The organism is Pantoea sp. PNA 14-12 (assembly GCF_004364735.1).
GTDB lineage: Bacteria > Pseudomonadota > Gammaproteobacteria > Enterobacterales > Enterobacteriaceae > Pantoea > Pantoea stewartii.
The window spans coordinates 756,841-779,025 of the sequence record NZ_SOAJ01000002.1 but is presented as its reverse complement, the minus strand read 5'-3'; the positions used below and the strand labels follow the sequence as shown (position 1 = coordinate 779,025).

The window sequence follows — 22,185 nt, the reverse complement described above, 5'->3', positions numbered from 1 at the left end:
CCCACCTGACCCCATGCCGAACTCAGAAGTGAAACGCCGTAGCGCCGATGGTAGTGTGGGGTCTCCCCATGCGAGAGTAGGGAACTGCCAGGCATCAATAAAGTAAAAAAGCCCCGTACGGAAGTACGGGGCTTTTTTACGTCCGCAAATCATGGTTCAGCAGGCAGCCGGGCAGAATCTTATGGCCGTTTAAAGCCTCTTGAGCCCGATATCCTACGCTGCTGTTTGCACTGAACCGGCTGGCAAGACTCCTTCCATCGTCGCCTGGTACCGTTTCTTTGTATAAATTCTCCAGGCCCGCCATCTTGGGTCAGAAAGTAAACCGTACCCTCAGACCGGCAGGGGATGGCTTTTCTTCACTTCCCTGAGCGAAATCGAAGAATTAATGCTCAGGATCCCCGGCAGCTTGCGCAGTTCCTTTTCAATAAACAGGCTGTAATGATCTAAATCCCGCGCAACCACCTGCAAAAGGAAGTCGGCCTCGCCAGTGATATTGTGGCATGACAGGACATAAGGATTCGCATTGATCCGCTCTTCAAAGTCTCGTGTTGCCGCCTCACTGTGTTGGCTGCAGACCAGACGCACGAATGCCATCACGCCAAACCCCATCTTTCGACGATTCACTACCGCCTGATAACCTTCAATGAAGGCTTCGTCCTCAAGCCGCTTCAGGCGCCGCCATGTTGACGCCGGGCTCATATCCAAATCCTGAGACAGCTTAAGACTCGATACTCTGCCGTCCTTTTGCAGATAGCGCAGTAACGCCACATCTTTCTTATCAAGAATGCTCACTGAAATATCCACTCAGCCTTACTATCGTTAATGAAAGATAATTTCATAAACCATGATTCGCCTGCAATACACGAAAAGTAATTTCACGGCCTGTCAGTATACTTTTAGTAAACCATACATGAGGGTTTACTGATGAAAGCGGTCATATACGAATCATTTCTGTCCCCGCCTGTCCTGAAAACGCTGCCGGATCCCACACCGGAACCCCATGGCGTTGTGATTCGGGTTAAAGCAACTGGGGTTTGCCGAAGCGACTGGCATGGCTGGGTCGGCCACGATCCTGATATCCCGTTACCCCACGTGCCGGGGCATGAATTCGCCGGCACGATTGAAGCGGTCGGCAGCGCGGTGACGAAATGGCGCCCGGGCGATAATGTCACCGTGCCCTTTGTCTCGGGATGCGGTTTATGCCATGAGTGCCATTCAGGCAATCAACAGGTCTGCGATCATCAGTTTCAGCCAGGCTTTACCCACTGGGGATCCTTCGCAGAATATGTCGCCATACAGCAGGCGGATCTGAACCTCATTGCTCTACCGGATACGCTGAATTTCACCACTGCGGCCAGTCTGGGATGTCGCTTCATCACCTCTTTCAGGGCCGTTGTTGATCAGGGGAAAACGTCCGCAGGGCAGTGGCTTGCTGTGCACGGCTGTGGTGGCGTAGGCCTTTCCGCCATCATGATTTCCAATGCACTTGGCGCCAATGTCATAGCGGTGGATATCTCGGATGAAAAGCTGCAACTGGCGCGTGAGCTGGGCGCTGTTGCCATCGTAAATGCCACGCAGGTCTCCGACGTAGCGGAAGCGGTCAGAGAGTTCACCCACGGCGGGGCGCACGTTTCAATCGATGCGCTGGGTCATACGGCAACCTGTGTCAACGCTATCAACTCATTACGAAAAAGAGGCAGGCACGTTCAGGTTGGCCTGATGGCAGGTGAACACAGCGCACCGCCCATTCCTATGGCGCGGGTCATTGCTAATGAACTGGAAATTATTGGCAGCCACGGCATGCAGGCCCATCGCTATGATGTGATGATGAACATGATTCATGCAGGAAAACTTTGTCCGGAAAAACTGATCGGCAGAACCATTAACCTGGAGCAATCCATAGAGGCGTTAATGAATATGGATAAGTTTGAATCGCCCGGTGTTACGGTGATCACCGCATTTTAACGGTCTTCCTGTGCGCATGTCAGTGCTTCCAGGATGTCATCGTGAGGCGCTGACGCGGCGTTATCGGTAAAAGCCGCCTGATATATCACGCAATGATTTCAGTAAATTAGCAACACAGGTCACATTTTATAGGCTCGGGGCAACACCTCTTTCCGTTTTATTGCCGTCCATGCTTTACTCAACGCTTTAACGCTGCTTATCAGCAAGGAGCCGAGGCATAGCATGTCAGACATGAACAGCACTCCCCACACGCAGGCGATCGACAGAAAAAAACGTATCTGGGCCATCGTAGGCGCATCCTCAGGTAATCTCGTCGAATGGTTCGACTTTTATGTGTACTCGTTTTTCTCACTCTACTTTGCCCATATTTTCTTCCCCCAGGGCGACACCACAACCCAACTGCTGCAGACCGCAGGCGTCTTTGCGGCGGGCTTCTTAATGCGGCCGATTGGCGGCTGGTTATTTGGCTACATTGGCGACCGCCACGGCCGCAAAAAATCCATGCTGATCTCGGTCTGCATGATGTGTTTCGGATCGCTGGTGATCGCCTGCCTGCCGGGCTACGAAAGTATTGGCATCGCCGCGCCCGCACTGCTTTTGCTGGCGCGTATGTTTCAGGGACTGTCAGTAGGCGGTGAATACGGCACAAGCGCCACCTATATGAGTGAAGTCGCGCTGGAAGGACGAAAAGGGTTTTATGCCTCATTCCAGTATGTCACCTTAATCGGCGGCCAACTGGCTGCGGTACTGACGGTCGTGGTGCTGCAGTTTCTGTTAACCGATCATGAGCTACGAACCTGGGGCTGGCGTATCCCGTTCTTTTTAGGCGCCGCGCTGGCTGTCGTCGCGTTATGGCTGCGCCGCTCGCTGGATGAGACCTCAGATAAACAAACCCGTGAACACCGCGATGCGGGCAGCGTCATCGGCTTATTGCGAAATCATACTAAGCCGTTTCTGATGGTACTGGGTTTTACCGCGGGCGGATCGCTGAGTTTTTATACCTTTACCACCTATATGCAAAAGTACCTGGTCAATACGTCAGGCATGGATGCGAAAACGGCCAGCGGATTAATGACCGGCGCGTTACTGGTTTATATGCTGCTGCAGCCGATTATCGGTGGTTTGTCGGATAAAATCGGCCGCCGCACGTCCATGATGGTCTTTGGGGCTGGGGCTGCAATCTGTACTGTCCCCATTCTGACACTTTTGCAAAACGTTCAGAGTCCGGGCATGGCATTTATTCTGATTATGCTGGCGCTGCTGATCACCAGTTTTTACACCTCGATCAGTGGGATTTTAAAAGCAGAGATGTTTCCACCGCAGGTCAGGACGCTCGGTGTCGGGCTTTCCTATGCGGTGGCGAATGCCATTTTTGGTGGATCGGCAGAGTATGTCGCGTTGCTGATGAAACACCACGACATGGAAACCACGTTCTTCTGGTATGTTTCTGGGATGGGTGCACTGGCCTTCGTGGTATCGCTGTTGCTGCACCGGCAGGGTAAGGGCATGACGCTTTAATCGGTAAGCATGCCGCAGTCAGTCTGCGGCATGCTGAAAAACTAGAGGATACGACTGATCAGGCGGTCAATACGGATACGACGCAGGCGTCGAATCAGTTTACGGACTTTAGCCGGGTAGTCAGCAATACTTTCCAGCTCACGGAAATGCTTAACCACAGTGGTATGTTGGCGGATCAGCATCAGTTCGTGCTGGCGCTGATCGGCCAGCTGCTGATGCGGATCGTGGATCAGTACCGCATTTTCCAGATCCAGCCGCCAGGCGCGCGGATTCAGGTTGTTGCCTGTAATAAGCTGCCATTCATCATCGACCCACATCCCTTTCAGGTGATAGCTGTTCTCACCCTCTTTCCATAAGCGCACGATCAGCTGTCCGTTACTGACGTAATACTGCAGGCGACTCAAAAAGCGACGCAGATTAATTTCGTAGAGATAGGGCAGTGCACCGATGATCTTGAACGGCTCATCGGGTGCAATATAGAAGTCATTCGCCGTCTTATCACCCACAATGATCTCGACATCTTTGCCCTGACGTAACAGGGCAATGATATTGCGCACCAGCAAGGCGGGCAGGTTGAAATAGGGGGTGCAGATAGTGAGTTTTTTCTCTGCGCAGGGCATCAGATGGAAAATGGTCTTGTTCAGCAGGCTGTGTTTGCCTAAGCCTACTAAAGGCGTTACGGCCAGTTCATCGTTGCCAGCGTTGCCTTCAAACTGATAGTTAAAACCGCGCAGGTCCTGACGAAACTGCCGGGTTTCGTTTTTAATTTCCGGGCTGGAAGGCCGCTCTGCATAGTCCAGACGATTCACCGCCTCCGCCTCTTTCAAATGGTGATTAATCCATTCGAACATGGTGTCAGCCAGGGCGGGGTTACGGATGAGCTGATAGCGGTCGTAGCGGTATTTATCATGCTGGTGCAGGTAGACGTCATTAATGCTGGCACCGCTGTAAAGCAGCATGTCATCAATAATGAAACCTTTCAGGTGCAGTACGCCCAGCGCTTCACGCGTATTCACCGGGATGCCGTACACCGGAATCACGCTGTCGGGATGTTGCTGGGCCATCTCACAATACCAGTCGGCGTTAGTGACGCCGCGCGCGGCACCAATGCGCCCGCGCTGGGCGCGGTGCCAGTCAACTAAAATACTGATATCCAGCTGTGGACGCGCGATTTTTGCCGCATAGAGTGCGTTCATGACGGCGCGGCCCGCATCGTCATTTTCCAGATAAAGGGCGACGATACAAATGCGCGATTGCGCTGACGCAATCTTTTCCAAAAGCGTCTCACGGAATTCGCCAGGCGAATAAAGCGTCGACACATCCGCAACAGATTGTGACAGTTTAGGCAGCTGTGCGAGGTGTTGTTGGTGTTTATTGCGCTTAAATTTAGACAACATCACAGTGCACTTCTTCTCGGTTCATTGTATGGCCTTTTGCCACCAAATCAGGGTCATAACGCTAAATAATAACATCAACCCGGGCTGACCGGGCGATTTTTACTTTTCTGTACACGGTAAATTGACATTATCCTGTAACAAAAGCTTAAGGCTGACGATACCATCGTCCATCTGCACATCCACGTTAAAATTGAGTTTTTTCGCCAGCGTGACCATGCCACGGTTGCCCGGCATGGTGATGCCGTTCAGTTGTTGCAGGCCATGGGCGCGGGTGTAACGAATCATTTTTTCGAGTAACCGCCGCCCCATTCCCAGACCTTTCAGATCGGAACGTACCAGCACGGAGAACTCTGCATCAATGTTGTCGGCATCCGAAATGGCGCGGGTGACGCCGATGATCTCCGGCTGTCCCTGGTGCTGACGCACCGCGACGATCGCCATTTCCCGGTCATAGTCGATCTGCGTCATATTGGCCAGATCGTCATGTGTGAATTCGTTAATTTCGCTGAAATAGCGGTAGTAGAGATCTTCTTTGGTTACCTGACTGATGAAGTCACGCAGCAGCGGTTCATCTTCAGGTAAGATCGGGCGGAACAGGCAATGCTGACCATCTTTCAGCTCCACCTCCTCTTCCAGGTGCTGAGGATAAGGACGAATCGCCAGGCGGGTTTCGCTGTCGCCGTCAAAGGGGGCCAACGACAGGGTGACGTCCAGCAGCGTGAAATCACTGCCCGCCGCCAACAGCGGATGAATATCCAGGCGCGCTATTTCCGGGCAATCCACCACCAGGTTAGACACCTGTACCAGTAACTGGCTCAGCGCGGCAACATCAAGAGGGATGAGCGCACTGCGGCTGCGGATCTTACCGCCTTTTATCGCCTGTATGACCAGATAGCGCGCCAGCGTCATATTGAGCGGCGGCAACGCTACGGCAGCCTGTTTCTCAGCCTGCCATTCCACGCCACCTTCACCCAGCATGATGATCGGGCCAAACAGCGGATCCTGTTCCACGACGATGCGCAGCTCCTGTGCTCCGGCACGATTTGCCATGCTCTGCACGACCAGCCCTTCGATTCGGGCGCTGGGTAACGTCTGTTTTACGCGGTCGATAATGGCGTCTGCCGCGCGCCGCACTTCAGCAGCATTGCGCAGATACAGCATCACGCCCTGAACGTCGGATTTATGCGCCACGTCCGGGGAGCGCAGTTTTAGCGCAACCGGGTAACCGATTTGTTCGGCAATGGTGACCGCATCATCGCTGTCTTTCGCAATCCAGGTGGGCAGAGTGGCCAGTCCGTAGGCTTTGAGCACCGGCTGCACCTCATGCGTATCCAGCGATAACACACCCTGATTTAATGCCTGAGATAAGATCTGGTGCGCCTGCGCACTGTCCTGAGTCAGACTGGCCGGCAGCGCGGGGGTTTCCCGCAGTAACTTCTGATTACGCCGGTATTCCACCTGGTGCATAAAGGCGGTAACGGTACCTTCCGGCGTGCGCCAGGTAGGAATGCCCGCCTGCGTAAAAGCCCGGCGCGCCACCTGAGAAGAGTATTCCCCGCACCAGTTCGTCAACAGCGTAAGCTGTTTACCGCGCGGATGTTGTTGCACCAGCTGAATAATTTTCTCTGCGGTTTCGGTGGCGGGGGCAACGGCACTGGGGGCATGAATCAGCATCAACGCATCTAAATCATGGCTGTCGAGCAGCACGCTAATACAGTCAAGATAACGCGCCGGTGTGGCATCGTCTTTTAAATCAAGCGGATTGCCATGTCCGACGCCCTCCGGCAGGACAGCATTGAGCTGCTGCACGGTCTCGTCGCTCAGCACGGCCAGCTTACCGTTGCGGGCATAGAGTTCATCCAGCGCCAGTGCGGCGGGCGCGGCACCATTGCTGACGATCATCAGGCGATGACCACGCGGCGGGCGCATATGGCTTAAGGATTCCACTGCGGTAAACAGCTCGTGGGTATCCTGTACCCGCAGTAACCCGGCGCGCTGAATGGCGGCATCCCAGGCGGCATCCAGACCACTGTGCGTTCCCAGCAACGCCTGTGCCTGACGGCTGCGCCCACTTTTGATGATCAGGATGGGCTTATTACGTGAGGCGCTTCGCGAAGCCGAGACAAAACGGCGTGCATCACTAAGATGTTCAAGATAAAGCAGAATCGCGCTGGTTTTGCCATCGCGGGCAAGAAAATCCAGCAGGTCATCCACGTCGGTATCCAAACTGTCTCCCAGCGCGATAAACCAGGAGAAGCCCAGGTTACGCTGCTGTGCCCAGTCGAGAATGGTATTAGAGACGGCGGATGACTGCGAAATAAACGCAATGCGGCCCTTAGCAATGGGTACGGGCGAAAAGCTGGCATTCAGTCCCTGCCACGGTGCCAGCAGGCCCAGACTGTTAGGGCCGAGCAGGCGGATCTGCCAGCGGCTGGCGCACTGTTTTAATTCGGGAAGCTGGCTGGTGGGCGCAGAAAGAATGATGCAGGCTTTACAGCCTTTCTCGCCAAGCTGCTGCAGCAGTTCCAGATTCCTTTTGTGATGGGTGCAAATCACCGCCAAATCCGGGGCGAAAGGCAGACTGTGAATATCAGGCCAGGCCAGCACGCCGCTGACGGCTTTGTATTTTGGCGTAACCGGCAACACCGGTCCGCTAAAACCACCGGCCAGCAGGTTGCGCATCATGAAATAGCCTGCGCGTCCCGGTTTGATCGAGGCGCCGATAACCGCAATGGATTTCGGCCTTAACAGCGCTTCCAGTCCGCGTTGACTCATCACGTACTCCATTCATCAGGATTTAGGTGATTGTAAACGTATTTGCCCCGTTTTACCGCCGGGCAGATCGCAGGCTGAAGAAGGGCGTACATCAGCGCGCCCGGGACACTATTCGTCACGCATGTACGTGACCGCTAACGTTATCGGTTCTGACCGGGATGGTGCGGTTTACCGGCCAGGTAAGCCTGGCGAAACTGCTCGAAATGCCGGGATAAAGCCTGCGCTGCGTCGCTGTCGCCCGCCTGCTGCAGTAATGCCGCTGCAATTTCTGCCGTACAGTGCTGGCCTTCGCCATGTGCTTCACGCAGCGTGTAGCGGGAAGGGGACGTTACATTGAGCGACAGCACCGGGAAACGATCAAGCCAGGGGCTTTTGCGAAACATCTTCCGCGCCTCATTCCAGGTACCGTCCAGCATAATAAACAGCGGCGGTTTGCCCGACAGCGGCGGCGCGTGGAGAACCTCGCGACCGTCATCCGCATAGGAGGCAGGAAAAACCACCATCGGCTGATAAGCCCCATCGGCCACCGCCGCCAGTAACAGCGGATCGGGCTCCGTGCGTGACCAGCCAAAGGCCTGCGTATTTGGCAACACATCCGCAATCAACCGGCCGGTATTGCTTGGCTTCATCGGCTCGGTATCAAACATCACCAGGCAAAAGCGGCTCCGGGCGGACTGTGTAACGATGCTGTCGCACAGGCACTGTTTTTCCGGCAACAGACAGCCCTGACAGCGAAGCACACGATTTCCGCGGGCTAAAAAAGGACGCGTAGCACGGGCCAGACGTTGGCTGCGTAAACGTAAAACGGCGTTATCAGACATGATTCTTCAGGACAGGAAAAAGCGTAGTGTAATCGAAGCGTCGGACAAAAGGAAAAGGCCAGCAGATGCTGGCCTCGGGGACTTACAGGGATTCGTCGAGCCACTCATTAAAGGGGGCTTTCGGCATCGCGCCGTTCAGCACATCCACCATCTCGCCTTTTTTAAACACCATGATGGTCGGGATACTGCGAATGCGGAAACGGCTGCTCAGGGCGGGCTCGGCTTCGGTATTCACCTTCAGAAAGCGAACCTTACCGCTACGCTCCTGCGCGACGTCTTTATAAACGGGCGCAAAGTTGACACAAGGGCCGCACCAGGGTGCCCAAAAATCCACGACGACAGGCAGGTCATCCTGCAGATAGCTGTCCAGCGTGGCGGCAGTGGCGTTGATCACGTCACCCGAAAACAGGCTTTCGCCACAACGACCACATTTGGCACCATCGGCAAGCCGTTCTTCGGGAACGCGATTGGTTGCCTGACAAGACGGGCATACCGTATTCATAAAAAACCTCTGATAATGATGTAGAGCGCTTTGCTCAATATTGTCCATTATGAAAGGGTGATAAGATCCGCTCAATGTGGATTGCTCTATAGGTTCAATAGTTGATAGCTAAGCGCAGTCACATCAGGTAATCTTCGCGCTCTCAATGCAGGAGGAAGAAATGAACGACGAATTTAAAGGCAAAAGTGGTAAGGTCAAAGTCATGTATGTGCGTGGCGAAGATGAGCAAAGCGCGCGTGCGCCCAATCCTCGTACAGGCAAAGGTGGCCGTCCTGCTGCTCGCCGTGAAGACACTCGTCGTTCATCCGGCCCACGCACTGAGCGCAGTGAAGAAGGCGGACGCAGTACAGGTCGTCGCAGCGACAGCGCGCCACGCCGCAATGACAGTGCACCTCGCCGCAACGATCGCAGCAGCGATAACCGCGACGCTTACGGCAGCAGTGATTCGCCCTGGCGCACCGTTTCCCGTGCACCGGTCGATGAGCCCAAATCGGATAACCCGGGCATCAGCGGTAAAGGTGTCGTGGACGTAGAGCAGATCCGCCGCCAGCGCCTGGAAGAAACCCGGGTTTATGGCGAAAACGCCTGTCAGGCGCTGTTCCAGAGCCGTCCCGAAAGCATCGTGCGTGCCTGGTTTGTGCAGAGCGTTACGCCGCGTTTTCGCGACGCGCTGCGCTGGCTGGCAGCGAACCGTAAAGCCTACCACGTGGTAGATGACGCTGAGATCACCAAAGCCTCCGGCACCGAACACCATGGCGGTGTGTGCTTCCTGATTAAAAAGCGCATGGGCATGGATGTGGCCGCGTGGCTGGAGAAGGCCGAAAGCAAAGACTGCGTGCTGGCCCTTGAAGATGTCAGTAACCCACATAACCTTGGCGCTATCATGCGTAGCTGTGCACATTTCGGTGTGAAAGGGCTGCTGGTGAATGATGCCTCGTTGCTGGAATCCGGCGCGGCAGTTCGTACCGCGGAAGGCGGGGCGGAACACGTTCAGGCCATCAGCGGCACAACCTTTACGCAAGGCCTCGACGCGTTCCGTAAAGCGGGTTACACCATCGTAACCACATCCAGCCATCAGGGTACGCCGCTGTCTGAAGCCGAGCTGCCTGCCAAAATGGTCCTGGTGTTAGGGCAGGAACGTGAAGGCTTGTCCGACAGCACGTTCCAGCAGGGCGATATGAGCCTGTCAATTGGCGGCACCGGTAATGTGGAAAGTCTGAATGTGTCGGTCGCGACCGGTGTGCTGTTAGCCGAATGGTGGCGTCAGAACGCATAATCTGTGCGAGCAAAACGATGGCGCGGCCAATGCGCCATCATGCTCTATGCCGTTCGTTACCGCGCTTTACTCTCCCTCAGGCTTTGATCGCTGATAATGCGCATCCATCTCATCAAGTACCTGTTGATTCTCCAGTCCCCATTGATAAAGCTGTTCCACCGGTTCCGCAAAGGTTCTGCCCAGCGCCGTTAACTGATATTCCACTTTAGGCGGCACCACGTCATAAACATGGCGGGAAATTAATCCGCGTTGCTCCAGCTCTTTTAGCGTCTGAAACAACATCTTTTTCGATATTCCCTGCAGGCTTCGCTGCAGTTCCCCCGTGCGCGCGCGGCCACCAGGCCAGTGAAACAGCGCGTGCAGCACCATTGTGCTCCACTTCACCGAAAACAGATCCATCAGGCGGCGCGGTGGCGAATCCACATAAAAAACCAGTTTTCCGTCAACCCAGGCTGGCATAGTGTCCTTCCTTTCTATGGTCACCAAAGGGTGACTACTATCAATAATGAACCCATTTCAGTAGAGTTTGCCGCCTTCCGTTAAATAACGCCAGATACGATGAGAGGCACAATGAAAATCAATGCACTGATCGCCCACGATGCGACACAACCCCTGACGCCCGGCCAGATAGCGCTGCGTCCGCTTCAGCCCAGTGATGTCAGAATCGAAATTCTTTACTGTGGCGTTTGCCACTCCGATTTGCACATGGCCCGCAATGAGTGGGCGGTGAGCCACTATCCATTAGTACCCGGTCATGAAATTGTGGGCCGGGTTATTGAAACCGGCGGAAAGGCCAGCCGTTTTGCCCCCGGCGATCTTGTCGGTGTGGGCGTGATGGTGGATGCCTGCCGCACCTGTCGTTTTTGTCAGCAGCAGGAAGAGCAGTATTGCGAAGCTGGCTTCACCGCGACCTATAACGGCACAGATAAATATACCGGGGAGCGCACCCGGGGCGGTTATGCGGAACACGTTGTCGTCGATCAGGATTTTGTCGTATCGGTTCCTTCGCACTTGCCGCTGGCAGGCGTGGCCCCGCTATTGTGTGCGGGCGTCACTGTGTGGTCACCGCTCCGTCACTTTGATGTCAAAGCGGGCGACAAGGTTGGCGTCATTGGCCTGGGTGGGCTGGGGCACATGGCGGTAAAACTGGCGAGCGCACTGGGTGCGGACGTCACGCTGTTCACCACCTCTCCCGACAAAGCGGAAGATGCGCGCCGACTTGGTGCCCGTCATGTTGTGGTATCACGTCATGCAGCAGAGATGCAGGCCTGTCAGCAGTCGCTGGATCTGATCGTGGACTGCGTTGCCGCGCCTCACGATCTGGATCCCTATCTGGCCACGCTTAAAACCAATGGCCGTCTGGTGCTGGTGGGCATTCCCGACAGCCCGCACGCCTCACCGGATATCACGCCTATGGTATTCCGCCGTTTAAGCATCAGCGGCTCTTCTATTGGCAGCATCAAAGAAACGCAGGACATGCTGGACTTCTGCGGTGAGAACAATATTACGGCTGACATTGAATTGATTCGCGGAGAGCAGACAGAAGAGGCATTTGCGCGGATGCTGAAAGGGGAGGTGAAATACCGGTTCGTGATTGATATAAAAGCGACGCGTTGGTAAGGACGTTCTGGCGTACCGGGCAGGTACGCCAGAACCGGCGAAGACAGTGCGGCAGCCGCTAGTGCGCGCCGCCGCCTCCGCCGCCTGCGCCGAACGGTGGACGGGCAAACCAGATCAGGACCAGCAAGACGAGGAACACGCCCGCCGAGGCCCAGAAAATCTCATTGGCAGAGATAATCAGCCCCTGATTGGTGACCTGCTGGGCGATGTAGGCCGATGCCTGCTGATGCGACATGCCCATCCCTTCAAGCTGGCTGTACATCTGCTGCGCATTGATGTTGTACGGCGTCACCGATTCGGTGAGGTTGCTGTGGTGCATTGCCTCACGATCCGTCCACATTGTCGTGGTAATGGAAGTGCCAATCGAGCCCGCCAGCGTACGCACAAAGTTAGACAGGCTGGATGCCGCGGCCATGCGCTCCGGTGGCAGACCGGAAAGCGTGATTGTCGTCAATGGCATAAAGAAGCAGGCCACCGCGAAGCCCTGAATAAACTGAGGCCAGGCGGAGGCCGCAAAGTCCATCTCGGGCTCAAAGGTGTAAGCTCGCCAGTAAAAACAAATGGCATACATAATGAAGCTAAACGTTACCAGTTGCCGCATGTCTATCTTATGCGAGAAACGCCCAATAATCGGCGACAGGATAACCGGGATAATCCCCACCGGTGCCGACGCCAGCCCGGCCCAGGTTGCGGTATAGCCGTAGACCTCCTGCAGCAACTGCGGCAACAGGACAATCGAGCCAAAATAGAGCATGTAGGCCAGGCTAATCGACAAACAGCCTATGGTGAAATTACGCGATTTGAACAGCGACAGATCGACTATCGGATGGTCATCCGTCAACTCCCATATCAGCAACATCACGAGCGCCACCACGGCGACAATGGTCAGAACGATGATTTCCGTCGAACTAAACCAGTCCAGCTCTTTACCCCGATCCAGCATGACCTGCAGCGAACCGACTCCGACAATCAGCAGGACCAGCCCGACGGTATCGATCGGTCGAATCTGTGTCTGGGTTTCACGACCACGCAGGGTTTGCAGCGTCAGCATAATGACGACAACCCCGATAGGAACGTTGATAAAGAAGATCCAGCCCCAGTGGTAGTTATCGCTGATCCAGCCGCCGAGGATCGGTCCACATATCGGGGCCACGATCACCGTCATCGCCCAGAGCGACAGGGCGATACTGCGCTTGGCCGGAGGATAGTTGTTCAGCAACAGGCTTTGCGACAGCGGAATCAACGGACCGGCCACGATCCCCTGAATGACGCGGAAGAAAATCAGCATCTCCAGGCTTTCTGACATACCGCAGGCCCAGGAGGCCAGCGCAAACAGGATAGTGGACCAGGTAAAGAGTTTGACTTCACCGATGCGCCTGGCGAGCCAGCCGGTAATCGGAATCGAGATAGCATTGGCCACCCCGAATGAGGTGATGACCCAGGTTCCCTGGGAGTTGGACGCCCCCAGGTTACCGGCAATCGTCGGAATCGCAACGTTCGCAATGGTAGAGTCCAGAACCTGCATGAACGTCGCCAGCGATAACGCAATGGTCATTAAGACCAGCGGCATCCCTTTAAGCGGTGTTTGTGCCATTACAGCCTCCGGCTCATCATCCGGCGTTCGCGTGGACGATATCGGTGATCAGCGTATTAACCGGTGCCAGGTCAATGGCCAGCGCGTTAGTGCTGTAAGCTGCCTGCTGACGTACGCTGGTTGCCAGTACGCTACCGTCTTTATTGTCGGTATCAATTTTGACCAACGTTGACAGGCCAATACGCAGTGGGTGCTTCGCGACTTCGTCCTGGTTCAGCTCAATGCGCACTGGCAGGCGCTGAACGACTTTAATCCAGTTGCCCGTGGCGTTCTGTGCAGGTAACAGGGAAAACGCGCTGCCTGTGCCCATATCCAGCCCCACCACTTTGCCGTGATAGACCACATCGTCGCCGTAGATATCTGCCACAACGGTGGCCGGTTGACCAATACGCACGCCTGCCAGTTGGGTTTCTTTAAAGTTTGCATCCACCCACAAATCCGTCGCCGGGACGACAGCCATCAGCGGGGTACTGGTGCTGATTTGCGATCCGACCTGGACGCTACGACGCGAGACATACCCGTCCATCGGGCTGCGAATGTCGGTACGTTGCAGCGCCAGCCAGGCGTCACGCAGCTGCGCGGCGCTCTGTTTTACGGCAGGCTGGTTTTCCAGTGAGGTGTTCAGGATCATCGCCTGGTTGGCGTTGTATTGCTGAATCGCCACATCCAGCTCTGCTTTCGCGGAGGCCACGGCATCGCGCGCATGTTGAAGTTCTTCACGGCCAATCAGGTTGGACGCACCCAACGGTTCGCGGCGTTTCAGATCGGCCTGCGCCTGATCCAACGCCGTCTGACGGAGTGCAATGGTGGCCTGATACTGTTTCGCATTAATCATCTGCTGGTGCACCTGACGAACGCTGGTAGCCAGCTCCGTCTGCGCTTTTTCAAAGGCCTGCTGTGCGTCAGTTTTATCCAGCGACACCAGCACATCCCCTTTTTTGACATAGTCCGTATCGTCAAACCAGACTTTGTTCACGCTGCCTGATACCTGGGCCATGATCTGCACCTGATTACCCGCAACATAGGCATCATCCGTTTCCTGAAAATGACGCAACACTAAAAACCAGTATACGCCCCACGCAATGCCGAGCAGTACGACCACCAGCGCCAGTAAAATCAGTGCGCCTTTGCGCTTTTTCTTTTTGTTGTTCACAGGCTGATGCGGGCTTTGCGCCTCTGATGCACTCATGTATTTCTCCACGTTTTCCACTATGTCGGCGAGGTCAAGTCCGTTTTCGCCTTCGCCCGAGCCAAAAAAGCCAGCGACTAAGCGCTGGCCGGATGAAAGAGGGTTAAAATAACGATTTCGTCAGGTGATTGTGTCGCAGATCTTGCTATTACCGTGATAACGAGGCAGACAGTTTGTCTTCTTCCATTTTATCCAGTCGGGTAAGCAACTTACGGGTGATGCTTTCGAGCTGCGACTTTTCGTCAGCGGTCAGAGCGGACCACAGATATTGCAGGCTCTGATGCTGCGGCGGCAGAACCTGCTGCAGGAAGGCATTACCTTTGTCGGTCAGATGCAGATGCAGACAGCGGCGATCCTGCGCACTTTCACGGCGCTCAATCCAGCCGCGTTTTTCCAGCTCATCAGCGATGCGCGTGGCGTTGGTACGTGATGAACCCAGCGCGGTGCTCAGTTCAGAAGGCTGAATGCTCTGATCTTCCTGCGCATCCAGGGTCAGCAATGCCATAAACAGGGTTTCATTGATGCCCTGTTCTTTCAGCATTTTATTACGATTATCCAGCAGCTTACCTTGCATATGCATGCAGAGTCGCGTCAGAAGAATCTCCTGGAAGGGGAAATCCGCATGACGATTGGCGCGGATGTTTAACATTTGCTCAATGGGAGTAAACGAACTTTCCATTAGAAAAAACCTCACTAATTTCAACTTTTATAGTAACCACGGCGACAGCATGACTGTTGAGTCACCGGACACAGAAGCGGTGTTCTCGGGCTGTTCCACTGTGGTGATTCAAGATCTGTCCTTGACCCCAGGGTGAAGGTGGTGCGCATCGATATCACAGGCGTTGGTCGTAGAGCGAAACGGTACGACATCAAATGATTTCGAAAGAAAAAATAACCGACGTGAATAACTTTGGGGCCAACCATAGCAAACTCACACTCGGCTGAACAGGCTAAATCACACTATTCTGGCTATTCGGTTGCTCTAAGCGGTGATTCCTCCACCAGACAAGTAAATTCAGTAACGTCAGTGTTGCACCGGCTGCGCAAACCCCATGCCAGCCGCCCAGATGATAGGCATTGGCAGACAGCAGCGAACCCAACGCACCGCCGATAAAGTAGCTGGTCATATAGCCGGCATTCAGGCGGTTACGGGCATCAGGCTGACGCGCGTAAATCACGCTCTGATTGGTGATATGCACGCCCTGTACCGCCAGATCCAGCAGCAAAATGCCGATAATCAGAGCCGCAAGATGCTGCGTGCCCCAGGCGGTCACGCTCCATGACAGCAGCATAATCAGCAAGCCCATGCTGGTGGTCAGTTTCGCTTTACCTTTGTCCGCCAGCGCCCCGGCTTTTCTGGCCGCCAGCGCGCCAGCGGCACCCACCAGCCCCAGTAAGCCGATCTTCCCTTCCGAATAACCGTAGGGCGCGGAAGAGAGCAGAAAGGCCATTGAGGTCCACAGGATGCTGAAATTGGCAAACGTCAGGCAACCGGTAAAGGCCCGGGTGCGCAGAACAGCGTCGGCCGCATACAGCCTGAAAATGGAAACCAGCAGCTGCGGATAATTTAACGAGACCGAGGGGGTAATACGCGGCAGCGCGCGCCACAGCGCCAGCGCCATCAACAGCATTAAGACGCTGGCGACCCAGTAGACGGTTTGCCAGCCGCCCAACTGAGCCAGGCCGCCCGCCACGGTGCGCGCCAGCAAAATACCCAACAGCAAGCCACTCATGACGGTGCCGGTCACTTTGCCCCGTGTTTCCGGGCGGGCCAGGGTGGCCGCCAGCGGTACCAGAATTTGCGCCGCGACAGAAAAGAGCCCGGTAAGTACCGTTCCCAGTAACAACACAGGAAAAGAGGAGGAAAGGGCAATGATCACCATACCAAGCGCCGCCAGCACCATCATGGCAACAATCAGTCCACGCCGTTCCAGCATATCGCCAAGTGGGACCAGCAACAGCAGACCGCAGGCATAGCCGAGTTGCGCGCTGGTCACGATAAACCCGGCGAATGCGACGGATAAGTGAAAGTGAAGGGCGATAGTATGCAGCAGAGGCTGAATATAATAATTACTGGCGACGCACAGTCCCGTGGCAACGGACATCAGTCCCACCAGCGCGGAAGATAAACCAGGGTGAGACGTTGTCATAGGTCGTCAGTAGCAAAGATGAATAATAATGTGGCGTTAATAATAACCTAAAAAATAATTTGATAGCTATGTTTATGTGATAGTCGGGTAACAGTAAAGATCGACAGCCGTTTACGTCGGGTTTGTTGGTCGCGATTTCTCGGGTTGTGGCAGGCACAGACTTATCCCTCTGTCAGATTGGATCCGGGTACGGCGCCCCGTTTTGGCGTCGGAATAAACGGGTTTCTCAACGCCATGCCAAAGGCAGCGCGATGCTGAGAGCGGTCAGTGCGTGAGCAGTGATATCGGTCTGGTTAACCCTGGCAACGGCGGCCAAATCGTTACCGTCATTTATTGTGGCGCGATCGGCACCCGTTCCGCGGACGGAGAGGGAAGGTTCAGCGCGCTGTGAAAATGCCGCGCGCCTGTCCCTTCGCTAAGGGGAAATGTGCCGTTGACAGCACGGCACACAACGTCTTAAAAATTCCAGTCTTCGTCTTCGGTTTCGACCGCTTTCCCCATCACGTAAGACGATCCTGAGCCCGAGAAGAAATCATGGTTCTCATCCGCATTGGGTGACAGTGCCGCCAGAATGGCCGGATTGACCTGCGTGAGCTCCGCCGGGAACAGAGCCTCGTAGCCCAGATTCATCAACGCTTTATTGGCGTTGTAATGCAGGAAGGTCTTCACCTCGTCTGCCCAGCCTGTTTCGCCGTACAGCGCTTCTGTATAGGCCACTTCATTTTCATACAGCGCCAGCAGCAGATCGATGGCGAACTGCTGTAAGGCTTCGCGGCGGCCCTCATCGACCTGCTCAAGCGCTTTCTGGTATTTATAGCCGATATAGTAGCCGTGTACCGCCTCATCGCGGATGATTAAACGAATCAGATCCGCCGTATTGGTCAGCTTGCCGCGGCTGGACCAGTACATCGGCAGCCAGAAGCCCGAATAAAACAGAAACGACTCCAGAAAGACGCTGGCGATTTTTTTCTTTAACGGATCGTCAGCGCGGTAATGGGTCAGGATAATCCCGGCTTTATTTTGCAGGGCCTGGTTCTCTTCGCTCCACTGGTACGCCGCATCCACATCGCTGGTATTACATAAGGTCGAAAAAATCGAGCTGTAGGAGCGGGCATGCACCGCCTCCATAAAGCTGATATTCGACAGCACCGCCTCCTCATGCGGCGTCAGCGCGTCAGGCATTAACCCCGGTGCGCCCAGCACATTCTGAATGGTGTCCAGCAGTGTCAGGCCGGTAAAGACGCGAATGGTGAGCTGCTGTTGTGACTTGTCCAGCGTCTGCCAGGCCGGCAAATCATTGGACAGCGGGATTTTTTCCGGCAACCAGAAGTTGCTGGTCAGACGGTTCCAGACCTCAAGATCTTTCTCATCCTGAATCCGGTTCCAGTTAATCGCGTGAATATGTCGAAGTTGCATAACAGGTTTCTCACAGTGCACAGGAGACGCAGCCCTGCACTTCGGTGCCTTGCAGGGCCATCTGGCGCAGTCGAATGTAATAGAGCGTTTTGATGCCTTTCTTCCAGGCGTAAATCTGCGCTTTATTGATGTCGCGCGTAGTCACGTCGTCCCGGAAGAACAGGGTCAGTGACAGGCCCTGATCCACATGTCGGGTTGCCTCAGCGTAGGTATCAATAATGGCCTCCGGCCCAATCTGGTAGGCATCTTCATAGAACGCCAGATTGTCATTGGTCATGAAGGGGGCGGGATAGTATACGCGACCGGTTTTACCCTCTTTGCGGATCTCAATACGCGACACAATCGGATGAATACTGGAGGTGGCGTGATTGATGTAGGAGATCGACCCCGTGGGCGGGATAGCCTGCAGATTCTGATTGTATAAACCCGAGGTCATCACCGCTTCACGCAGCGCCAGCCAGTCTTCACGTCCGGGCAGCGTAATGCCCGCTTTGGCAAACAGGGCGGCAATGCGGGCGGTGCGCGGCTGCCAGTCAGCGTTCAGATACTTGTCAAAGTAAGCGCCGGTGGCATAGGTCGAGGACTCAAAACCCTCGAAGGTTTGCTGGCGTGCTTTTGCCAGCTGATTCGAGGCGCGCAGCGCATAATAGGTCACACAGTAAAAATAGAGATTAGTGAAATCCAGTGCTTCCGGGGAACCATAGACGATGCCTTCCCGTGCCAGATAGCCGTGCAGGTTCATCTGGCCCAGGCCGATCGCATGGGAACGCCGGTTACCTTCTGCAACGGAAGGCACGGACGCAATATCACTCATCTCTGATACCGCCGTCAGGGCGCGGATTGCCGTATCCACCGTCTGTGCAAGATTGCCCGAGTCCATCGCATGCGCGATATTCAGGGAACCCAGATTACAGGAAATGTCTTTTCCCACGCGGCGGTAGCTCAGGTCTTCATTAAACTCGCTGGCGCTGTTCACCTGCAAAATCTCTGAACAGAGGTTGCTCATATTAATGCGACCGGCAACAGGGTTATCGCGGTTGACGCTGTCCTCATACATGATGTAGGGATAACCCGATTCAAACTGAATTTCCGCCAGCGTCTGGAAGAAATCGCGCGGCTGAATATAGGTTTTGCGAATGCGATCATCCGCCAGCATCTCGTGATATTTCTCACTGACGCTGATATCACCAAACGCCTGACCGTAGATCCGCTCCACATCGTAGGGCGAGAACAGCGCCATCGGCTGATTCTCTTTGGCAAGCTGGAAGGTGATGTCCGGGATCACCACGCCCAGCGACAGGGTTTTAATGCGGATTTTCTCGTCGGCGTTTTCGCGCTTGGTATCCAGAAAACGTAAAATGTCAGGATGGTGAGCACTGAGCCAGACTGCGCCTGCTCCCTGACGTGCGCCCAACTGGTTAGCATAGGAGAACGCATCTTCCAGCATTTTCATGACCGGAATGACGCCGGAAGACTGGTTTTCAATGCGCTTAATCGGCGCACCGGCTTCCCGCAGGTTCGACAACAGGAACGCCACGCCGCCGCCGCGTTTGGACAGCTGCAGGGCGGAATTCACCGCCCGGCCAATCGATTCCATATTGTCTTCAATACGCAACAGGAAGCAGGAAACCAGCTCGCCGCGCTGTTGCTTGCCGCAGTTAAGGAACGTCGGCGTGGCAGGCTGAAAACGGCCACTGAGGATTTCCGCCAGCACTGCGCGTGCCAGGCTTTCGTCGCCCCGTGCCAGCGTCAGTGCCACCATGCAGGCACGCTGCGCAAAGGTTTCCAGATAACGCTTGCCGTCAAATGTCTTCAGCGTGTAGCTGGTGTAGTACTTCCACGCGCCTAAAAAGGTTTTGAACTCAAAACCCCATGCGTCGGCTTCATCGTGCAGGGCACACAGGAAGTCAAAATCGTACTGATTCAGCACGTCCGCTTCATAGTAGCCTTCTGCAACCAGATAGCGCAGGCGCTCGGCTACGCTGGCAAAGTGCAGCGTATTGGGTTGCACGTGCTGAATAAGGAACTGTCGCGCCGCCTGCTGATCCTTTTCAAACTGAATACGGCCATCGGCGTCGTAAAGATTCAGCATGGCGTTCAGCGCATGGTAGTCCAGCGCAACGTTGTTCAGAGTGTCTGTTGTTGCCAAAATTGGGTTACTCCCGCTTTTACATTGGCGATATCGTCCGGCGTTCCCATCAGTTCAAACCGATACAGGTAGGGAACCTGGCATTTCTTAGCAATGATGTCGCCCGCCAGGCAGTAGCCTTCACCGAAGTTACGGTTACCGGCCGCGATCACGCCGCGCAGACCGCGACGATTGGCTTCATCATTAAGAAACTGAATCACCTGTCTGGGCACGGCGCCGCGATGACTGCCACCGCCATAGCTCGGCACCACCAGAATATAAGGCTGGTGAATATGCAGCGGTTGCTTGCTCTCAATCGGTATGCGGTGCGCGGGCAGGCCCAGACGGGTAATAAACCGATGGGTGTTTTCCGACTGGCTGGAAAAATAGACCAGTGGGAACATGTGACTACCCGCCGATGGTCGTGGTTTGGGTTAAACGGGCTATCTTGTCAGGACGAAAGCCACTCCAGTGATCGTCATGGGTCATCACCACGGGCACCTGGCGATAGCCCAGCGCTTTCAGGCTGTCGATTGCGTCCGGCTGGGTATCCAGATTGATCAGTTGGTAATCAATGCTGTGGCGATCCAGTGCATTCTTCGTGGCATTACACTGGACACAGTGGTTTTTAGTGTAAATAATAATGCGCATGATTCGTATTCCTCTTTCATTGCGGTCCTGCTGCGAATAACGACGTGTATATCCCTGAATCAGGCTTCGTTCGTGCAAACATCTTGTGGGCTGACAATGAAATGAATACTAGATGTAGTATTTGTGGCGGTCAATAGCACCATATGTAGGGTTAATCGCGATTATCGCGGCAAGCCAGGCCTGGCGCGCTCTGCCACCCGAAAAATAAATTTGTAAAGCTGGTTGCTCAAAAAACAGGCATAAAAAAGCCCCACTCAGTGAGCGAGGCGGATGATAACGGGGTGGAATAGCGTTAGCGGCGTGAAACCAGTAGTGCGCCTAACACAATGCCGACGGCCGCGCCGATACCGACACCGTACCAGGGTTTGTCATGGACATACGCGTCGACCTGATAGCCGGCATCGCGGGCCACCTGCGTGACACGGTTACCGCCACCGTTCAGTTTTGCCCGGGTTTGCTTAAGCAGGGCTTCAGCCTGACTGCGCGCAGAATTGACTTCGTCTTTGGCCTCGCTGCCGTAAGACTTCAGCAGGGCTTCAAGTGAATCTGCCAACTCATTAACATCCTGATTGATATCAATGTCATCGTTTTTTTGCGTTCGATTAAACATTTTTGGCTCCCTTGTCATTAACACGTAATACTCAGTGTAGACCACGTTTTGCTTAACGAGGCGCGGGACGACCCTTTAGGGAAAATTCCGAATGCCCGTACAGCCACGCTGATGTAAGGTTGCGTGGCTTTTGAAGAGGAGAGGATCAAGCATGTATTTACGACCAGATGAGGTAGCGCGCGTCCTGGAAAAAGTGGGCTTTGAAGTCGATGAAATTACCCCCCGTGCGTACGGCTATCGTCGTGGCGACAACTATGTTTACGTCAATCGCGAAGCGCGCATGGGGCGCACGGCGCTGGTCATCCACCCGACGTTAAAAGAAAAAAGTCAGCCTTTCGCCGAACCGGCCTCAGAAATGAAAACCTGTGATCACTACACACAGTTCCCTCTCTACCTGGCCGGTGATACGCAGGAACACTACGGTATTCCGCACGGTTTCAGTTCGCGAATGGCGCTGGAACGCTACCTGCAAAGCGTGTTTGGCTAACGCATTCCGCCCCGTTATCACGGGGCACCGATCCCGGCCTTTCTGGCACCTTACCGCTTCGCCCGTTGCATTTCGGCGCGACGACG

20 protein-coding genes and 1 rRNA gene are annotated in these 22,185 nt (G+C 54.8%); 6 read left to right on the top strand and 15 right to left on the bottom strand.

What is annotated here, in order from left to right; genetic code table 11:
* A 5S ribosomal RNA gene (gene rrf / locus C7434_RS11160) occupies positions 1 to 93 on the top strand; the annotation flags it as partial.
* Positions 94 to 330: 237 nt separating this feature from the next.
* Here rrf and C7434_RS11155 read toward each other — a convergent pair.
* Positions 331 to 792 carry an Lrp/AsnC family transcriptional regulator gene (locus C7434_RS11155; protein WP_233255815.1) on the bottom strand — a complete coding sequence of 154 codons (462 nt, stop codon included), beginning with the start codon at positions 790 to 792 and terminating at the stop codon, positions 331 to 333.
* Positions 793 to 924: 132 nt separating this feature from the next.
* Here C7434_RS11155 and C7434_RS11150 point away from each other — a divergent pair, with 132 nt between their 5' ends.
* Together C7434_RS11150 and C7434_RS11145 are read left to right on the top strand one after the other, a co-directional pair.
* Positions 925 to 1,965 carry a zinc-dependent alcohol dehydrogenase family protein gene (locus C7434_RS11150; RefSeq protein ID WP_033739456.1) on the top strand — a complete coding sequence of 347 codons (1,041 nt, stop codon included), beginning with the start codon at positions 925 to 927 and terminating at the stop codon, positions 1,963 to 1,965.
* A gap of 222 nt (positions 1,966 to 2,187) precedes the next feature.
* A complete protein-coding gene (locus C7434_RS11145; RefSeq protein WP_133745465.1) occupies positions 2,188 to 3,483 on the top strand; it encodes an MFS family transporter in 1,296 nt (431 codons plus the stop codon).
* A 41-nt stretch (positions 3,484 to 3,524) separates the two neighbouring features.
* On the opposite strand, the gene pssA is transcribed toward C7434_RS11145, so the two are convergent.
* The 4 genes from pssA to trxC all read right to left on the bottom strand — a co-directional run bounded on the left by pssA (position 3,525) and on the right by trxC (position 8,978).
* Complete coding sequence (gene pssA / locus C7434_RS11140) at positions 3,525 to 4,880, bottom strand: CDP-diacylglycerol--serine O-phosphatidyltransferase (RefSeq protein ID WP_039340129.1); 1,356 nt, start codon at positions 4,878 to 4,880, stop codon at positions 3,525 to 3,527.
* 99 nt (positions 4,881 to 4,979) lie between these two features.
* The gene (locus C7434_RS11135; RefSeq protein ID WP_033739454.1) at positions 4,980 to 7,655 is read right to left on the bottom strand and encodes a bifunctional acetate--CoA ligase family protein/GNAT family N-acetyltransferase; all 2,676 of its coding nucleotides are present in this window, start codon (positions 7,653 to 7,655) and stop codon (positions 4,980 to 4,982) included.
* Positions 7,656 to 7,795: 140 nt separating this feature from the next.
* Positions 7,796 to 8,476 carry a tRNA-uridine aminocarboxypropyltransferase gene (locus C7434_RS11130; protein WP_033739452.1) on the bottom strand — a complete coding sequence of 227 codons (681 nt, stop codon included), beginning with the start codon at positions 8,474 to 8,476 and terminating at the stop codon, positions 7,796 to 7,798.
* Between the two features lie 82 nt (positions 8,477 to 8,558).
* Positions 8,559 to 8,978, bottom strand: coding sequence for a thioredoxin TrxC (gene trxC, locus C7434_RS11125; RefSeq protein WP_033739451.1), 420 nt, complete (start codon positions 8,976 to 8,978; stop codon positions 8,559 to 8,561).
* A 160-nt stretch (positions 8,979 to 9,138) separates the two neighbouring features.
* On the opposite strand from trxC, the gene C7434_RS11120 reads away from it, so the two are divergent.
* Positions 9,139 to 10,254, top strand: coding sequence for a tRNA/rRNA methyltransferase (locus C7434_RS11120; RefSeq protein WP_006120689.1), 1,116 nt, complete (start codon positions 9,139 to 9,141; stop codon positions 10,252 to 10,254).
* Between the two features lie 66 nt (positions 10,255 to 10,320).
* Here the strand turns inward: C7434_RS11120 and C7434_RS11115 are convergent, their stop codons facing one another.
* Entirely contained in the window at positions 10,321 to 10,713 is a 393-nt protein-coding gene (locus C7434_RS11115) for a helix-turn-helix domain-containing protein (RefSeq protein ID WP_006120688.1), read from the bottom strand.
* Between the two features lie 111 nt (positions 10,714 to 10,824).
* On the opposite strand from C7434_RS11115, the gene C7434_RS11110 reads away from it, so the two are divergent.
* Positions 10,825 to 11,874, top strand: coding sequence for an NAD(P)-dependent alcohol dehydrogenase (locus tag C7434_RS11110; protein ID WP_033739450.1), 1,050 nt, complete (start codon positions 10,825 to 10,827; stop codon positions 11,872 to 11,874).
* A gap of 58 nt (positions 11,875 to 11,932) precedes the next feature.
* Here the strand turns inward: C7434_RS11110 and emrB are convergent, their stop codons facing one another.
* The 9 genes from emrB to C7434_RS11065 form a co-directional block, all read right to left on the bottom strand.
* On the bottom strand, positions 11,933 to 13,468 hold the full coding sequence (gene emrB / locus C7434_RS11105; protein WP_033739449.1) for a multidrug efflux MFS transporter permease subunit EmrB: 1,536 nt from the start codon (positions 13,466 to 13,468) through the stop codon (positions 11,933 to 11,935).
* Between the two features lie 16 nt (positions 13,469 to 13,484).
* Positions 13,485 to 14,657, bottom strand: a complete 1,173-nt coding sequence (emrA, locus tag C7434_RS11100) for a multidrug efflux MFS transporter periplasmic adaptor subunit EmrA (RefSeq protein WP_033739448.1) — start codon at positions 14,655 to 14,657, stop codon at positions 13,485 to 13,487.
* 148 nt (positions 14,658 to 14,805) lie between these two features.
* A complete protein-coding gene (mprA, locus tag C7434_RS11095; protein WP_033739447.1) occupies positions 14,806 to 15,336 on the bottom strand; it encodes a transcriptional repressor MprA in 531 nt (176 codons plus the stop codon).
* A 271-nt stretch (positions 15,337 to 15,607) separates the two neighbouring features.
* Positions 15,608 to 16,807 (bottom strand): MFS transporter, encoded by a 1,200-nt coding sequence (locus C7434_RS11090; RefSeq protein WP_033739445.1) that lies wholly within the window; start codon positions 16,805 to 16,807, stop codon positions 15,608 to 15,610.
* A 456-nt stretch (positions 16,808 to 17,263) separates the two neighbouring features.
* Positions 17,264 to 18,223 (bottom strand): class 1b ribonucleoside-diphosphate reductase subunit beta, encoded by a 960-nt coding sequence (gene nrdF / locus C7434_RS11085; protein ID WP_006120682.1) that lies wholly within the window; start codon positions 18,221 to 18,223, stop codon positions 17,264 to 17,266.
* A gap of 10 nt (positions 18,224 to 18,233) precedes the next feature.
* Positions 18,234 to 20,372 (bottom strand): class 1b ribonucleoside-diphosphate reductase subunit alpha, encoded by a 2,139-nt coding sequence (gene nrdE / locus C7434_RS11080; RefSeq protein ID WP_072021703.1) that lies wholly within the window; start codon positions 20,370 to 20,372, stop codon positions 18,234 to 18,236.
* Entirely contained in the window at positions 20,351 to 20,755 is a 405-nt protein-coding gene (nrdI, locus tag C7434_RS11075) for a class Ib ribonucleoside-diphosphate reductase assembly flavoprotein NrdI (RefSeq protein ID WP_006120681.1), read from the bottom strand. The genes nrdE and nrdI overlap by 22 nt, the downstream gene beginning before the upstream one ends.
* Before the next feature lie 4 nt (positions 20,756 to 20,759).
* Complete coding sequence (locus C7434_RS11070; protein ID WP_033739443.1) at positions 20,760 to 21,002, bottom strand: redoxin NrdH; 243 nt, start codon at positions 21,000 to 21,002, stop codon at positions 20,760 to 20,762.
* A 292-nt stretch (positions 21,003 to 21,294) separates the two neighbouring features.
* Positions 21,295 to 21,612, bottom strand: a complete 318-nt coding sequence (locus C7434_RS11065; protein ID WP_033739441.1) for a DUF883 family protein — start codon at positions 21,610 to 21,612, stop codon at positions 21,295 to 21,297.
* Positions 21,613 to 21,763: 151 nt separating this feature from the next.
* Between C7434_RS11065 and C7434_RS11060 the strand changes: the two genes are divergently transcribed.
* On the top strand, positions 21,764 to 22,099 hold the full coding sequence (locus C7434_RS11060; protein ID WP_006120678.1) for a DUF2002 family protein: 336 nt from the start codon (positions 21,764 to 21,766) through the stop codon (positions 22,097 to 22,099).
* Positions 22,100 to 22,185 lie beyond the last annotated feature (86 nt).

What these genes read in the sequence shown, in the direction of transcription:
- C7434_RS11135 (WP_033739454.1), bottom strand. Translation starts at nt 7,655, where the DNA reads ATGAGTCAACGCGGACTGGAAGCGCTGTTAAGGCCGAAATCCATTGCG.
- C7434_RS11070 (WP_033739443.1), bottom strand. Translation starts at nt 21,002, where the DNA reads ATGCGCATTATTATTTACACTAAAAACCACTGTGTCCAGTGTAATGCC.
- C7434_RS11130 (WP_033739452.1), bottom strand. Translation starts at nt 8,476, where the DNA reads ATGTCTGATAACGCCGTTTTACGTTTACGCAGCCAACGTCTGGCCCGT.
- C7434_RS11090 (WP_033739445.1), bottom strand. Translation starts at nt 16,807, where the DNA reads ATGACAACGTCTCACCCTGGTTTATCTTCCGCGCTGGTGGGACTGATG.
- mprA (WP_033739447.1), bottom strand. Translation starts at nt 15,336, where the DNA reads ATGGAAAGTTCGTTTACTCCCATTGAGCAAATGTTAAACATCCGCGCC.
- emrA (WP_033739448.1), bottom strand. Translation starts at nt 14,657, where the DNA reads ATGAGTGCATCAGAGGCGCAAAGCCCGCATCAGCCTGTGAACAACAAA.
- C7434_RS11110 (WP_033739450.1), top strand. Translation starts at nt 10,825, where the DNA reads ATGAAAATCAATGCACTGATCGCCCACGATGCGACACAACCCCTGACG.
- C7434_RS11145 (WP_133745465.1), top strand. Translation starts at nt 2,188, where the DNA reads ATGTCAGACATGAACAGCACTCCCCACACGCAGGCGATCGACAGAAAA.
- trxC (WP_033739451.1), bottom strand. Translation starts at nt 8,978, where the DNA reads ATGAATACGGTATGCCCGTCTTGTCAGGCAACCAATCGCGTTCCCGAA.
- C7434_RS11150 (WP_033739456.1), top strand. Translation starts at nt 925, where the DNA reads ATGAAAGCGGTCATATACGAATCATTTCTGTCCCCGCCTGTCCTGAAA.
- C7434_RS11115 (WP_006120688.1), bottom strand. Translation starts at nt 10,713, where the DNA reads ATGCCAGCCTGGGTTGACGGAAAACTGGTTTTTTATGTGGATTCGCCA.
- C7434_RS11120 (WP_006120689.1), top strand. Translation starts at nt 9,139, where the DNA reads ATGAACGACGAATTTAAAGGCAAAAGTGGTAAGGTCAAAGTCATGTAT.
- C7434_RS11065 (WP_033739441.1), bottom strand. Translation starts at nt 21,612, where the DNA reads ATGTTTAATCGAACGCAAAAAAACGATGACATTGATATCAATCAGGAT.
- nrdF (WP_006120682.1), bottom strand. Translation starts at nt 18,223, where the DNA reads ATGCAACTTCGACATATTCACGCGATTAACTGGAACCGGATTCAGGAT.
- pssA (WP_039340129.1), bottom strand. Translation starts at nt 4,880, where the DNA reads ATGTTGTCTAAATTTAAGCGCAATAAACACCAACAACACCTCGCACAG.
- C7434_RS11060 (WP_006120678.1), top strand. Translation starts at nt 21,764, where the DNA reads ATGTATTTACGACCAGATGAGGTAGCGCGCGTCCTGGAAAAAGTGGGC.
- emrB (WP_033739449.1), bottom strand. Translation starts at nt 13,468, where the DNA reads ATGGCACAAACACCGCTTAAAGGGATGCCGCTGGTCTTAATGACCATT.
- nrdI (WP_006120681.1), bottom strand. Translation starts at nt 20,755, where the DNA reads ATGTTCCCACTGGTCTATTTTTCCAGCCAGTCGGAAAACACCCATCGG.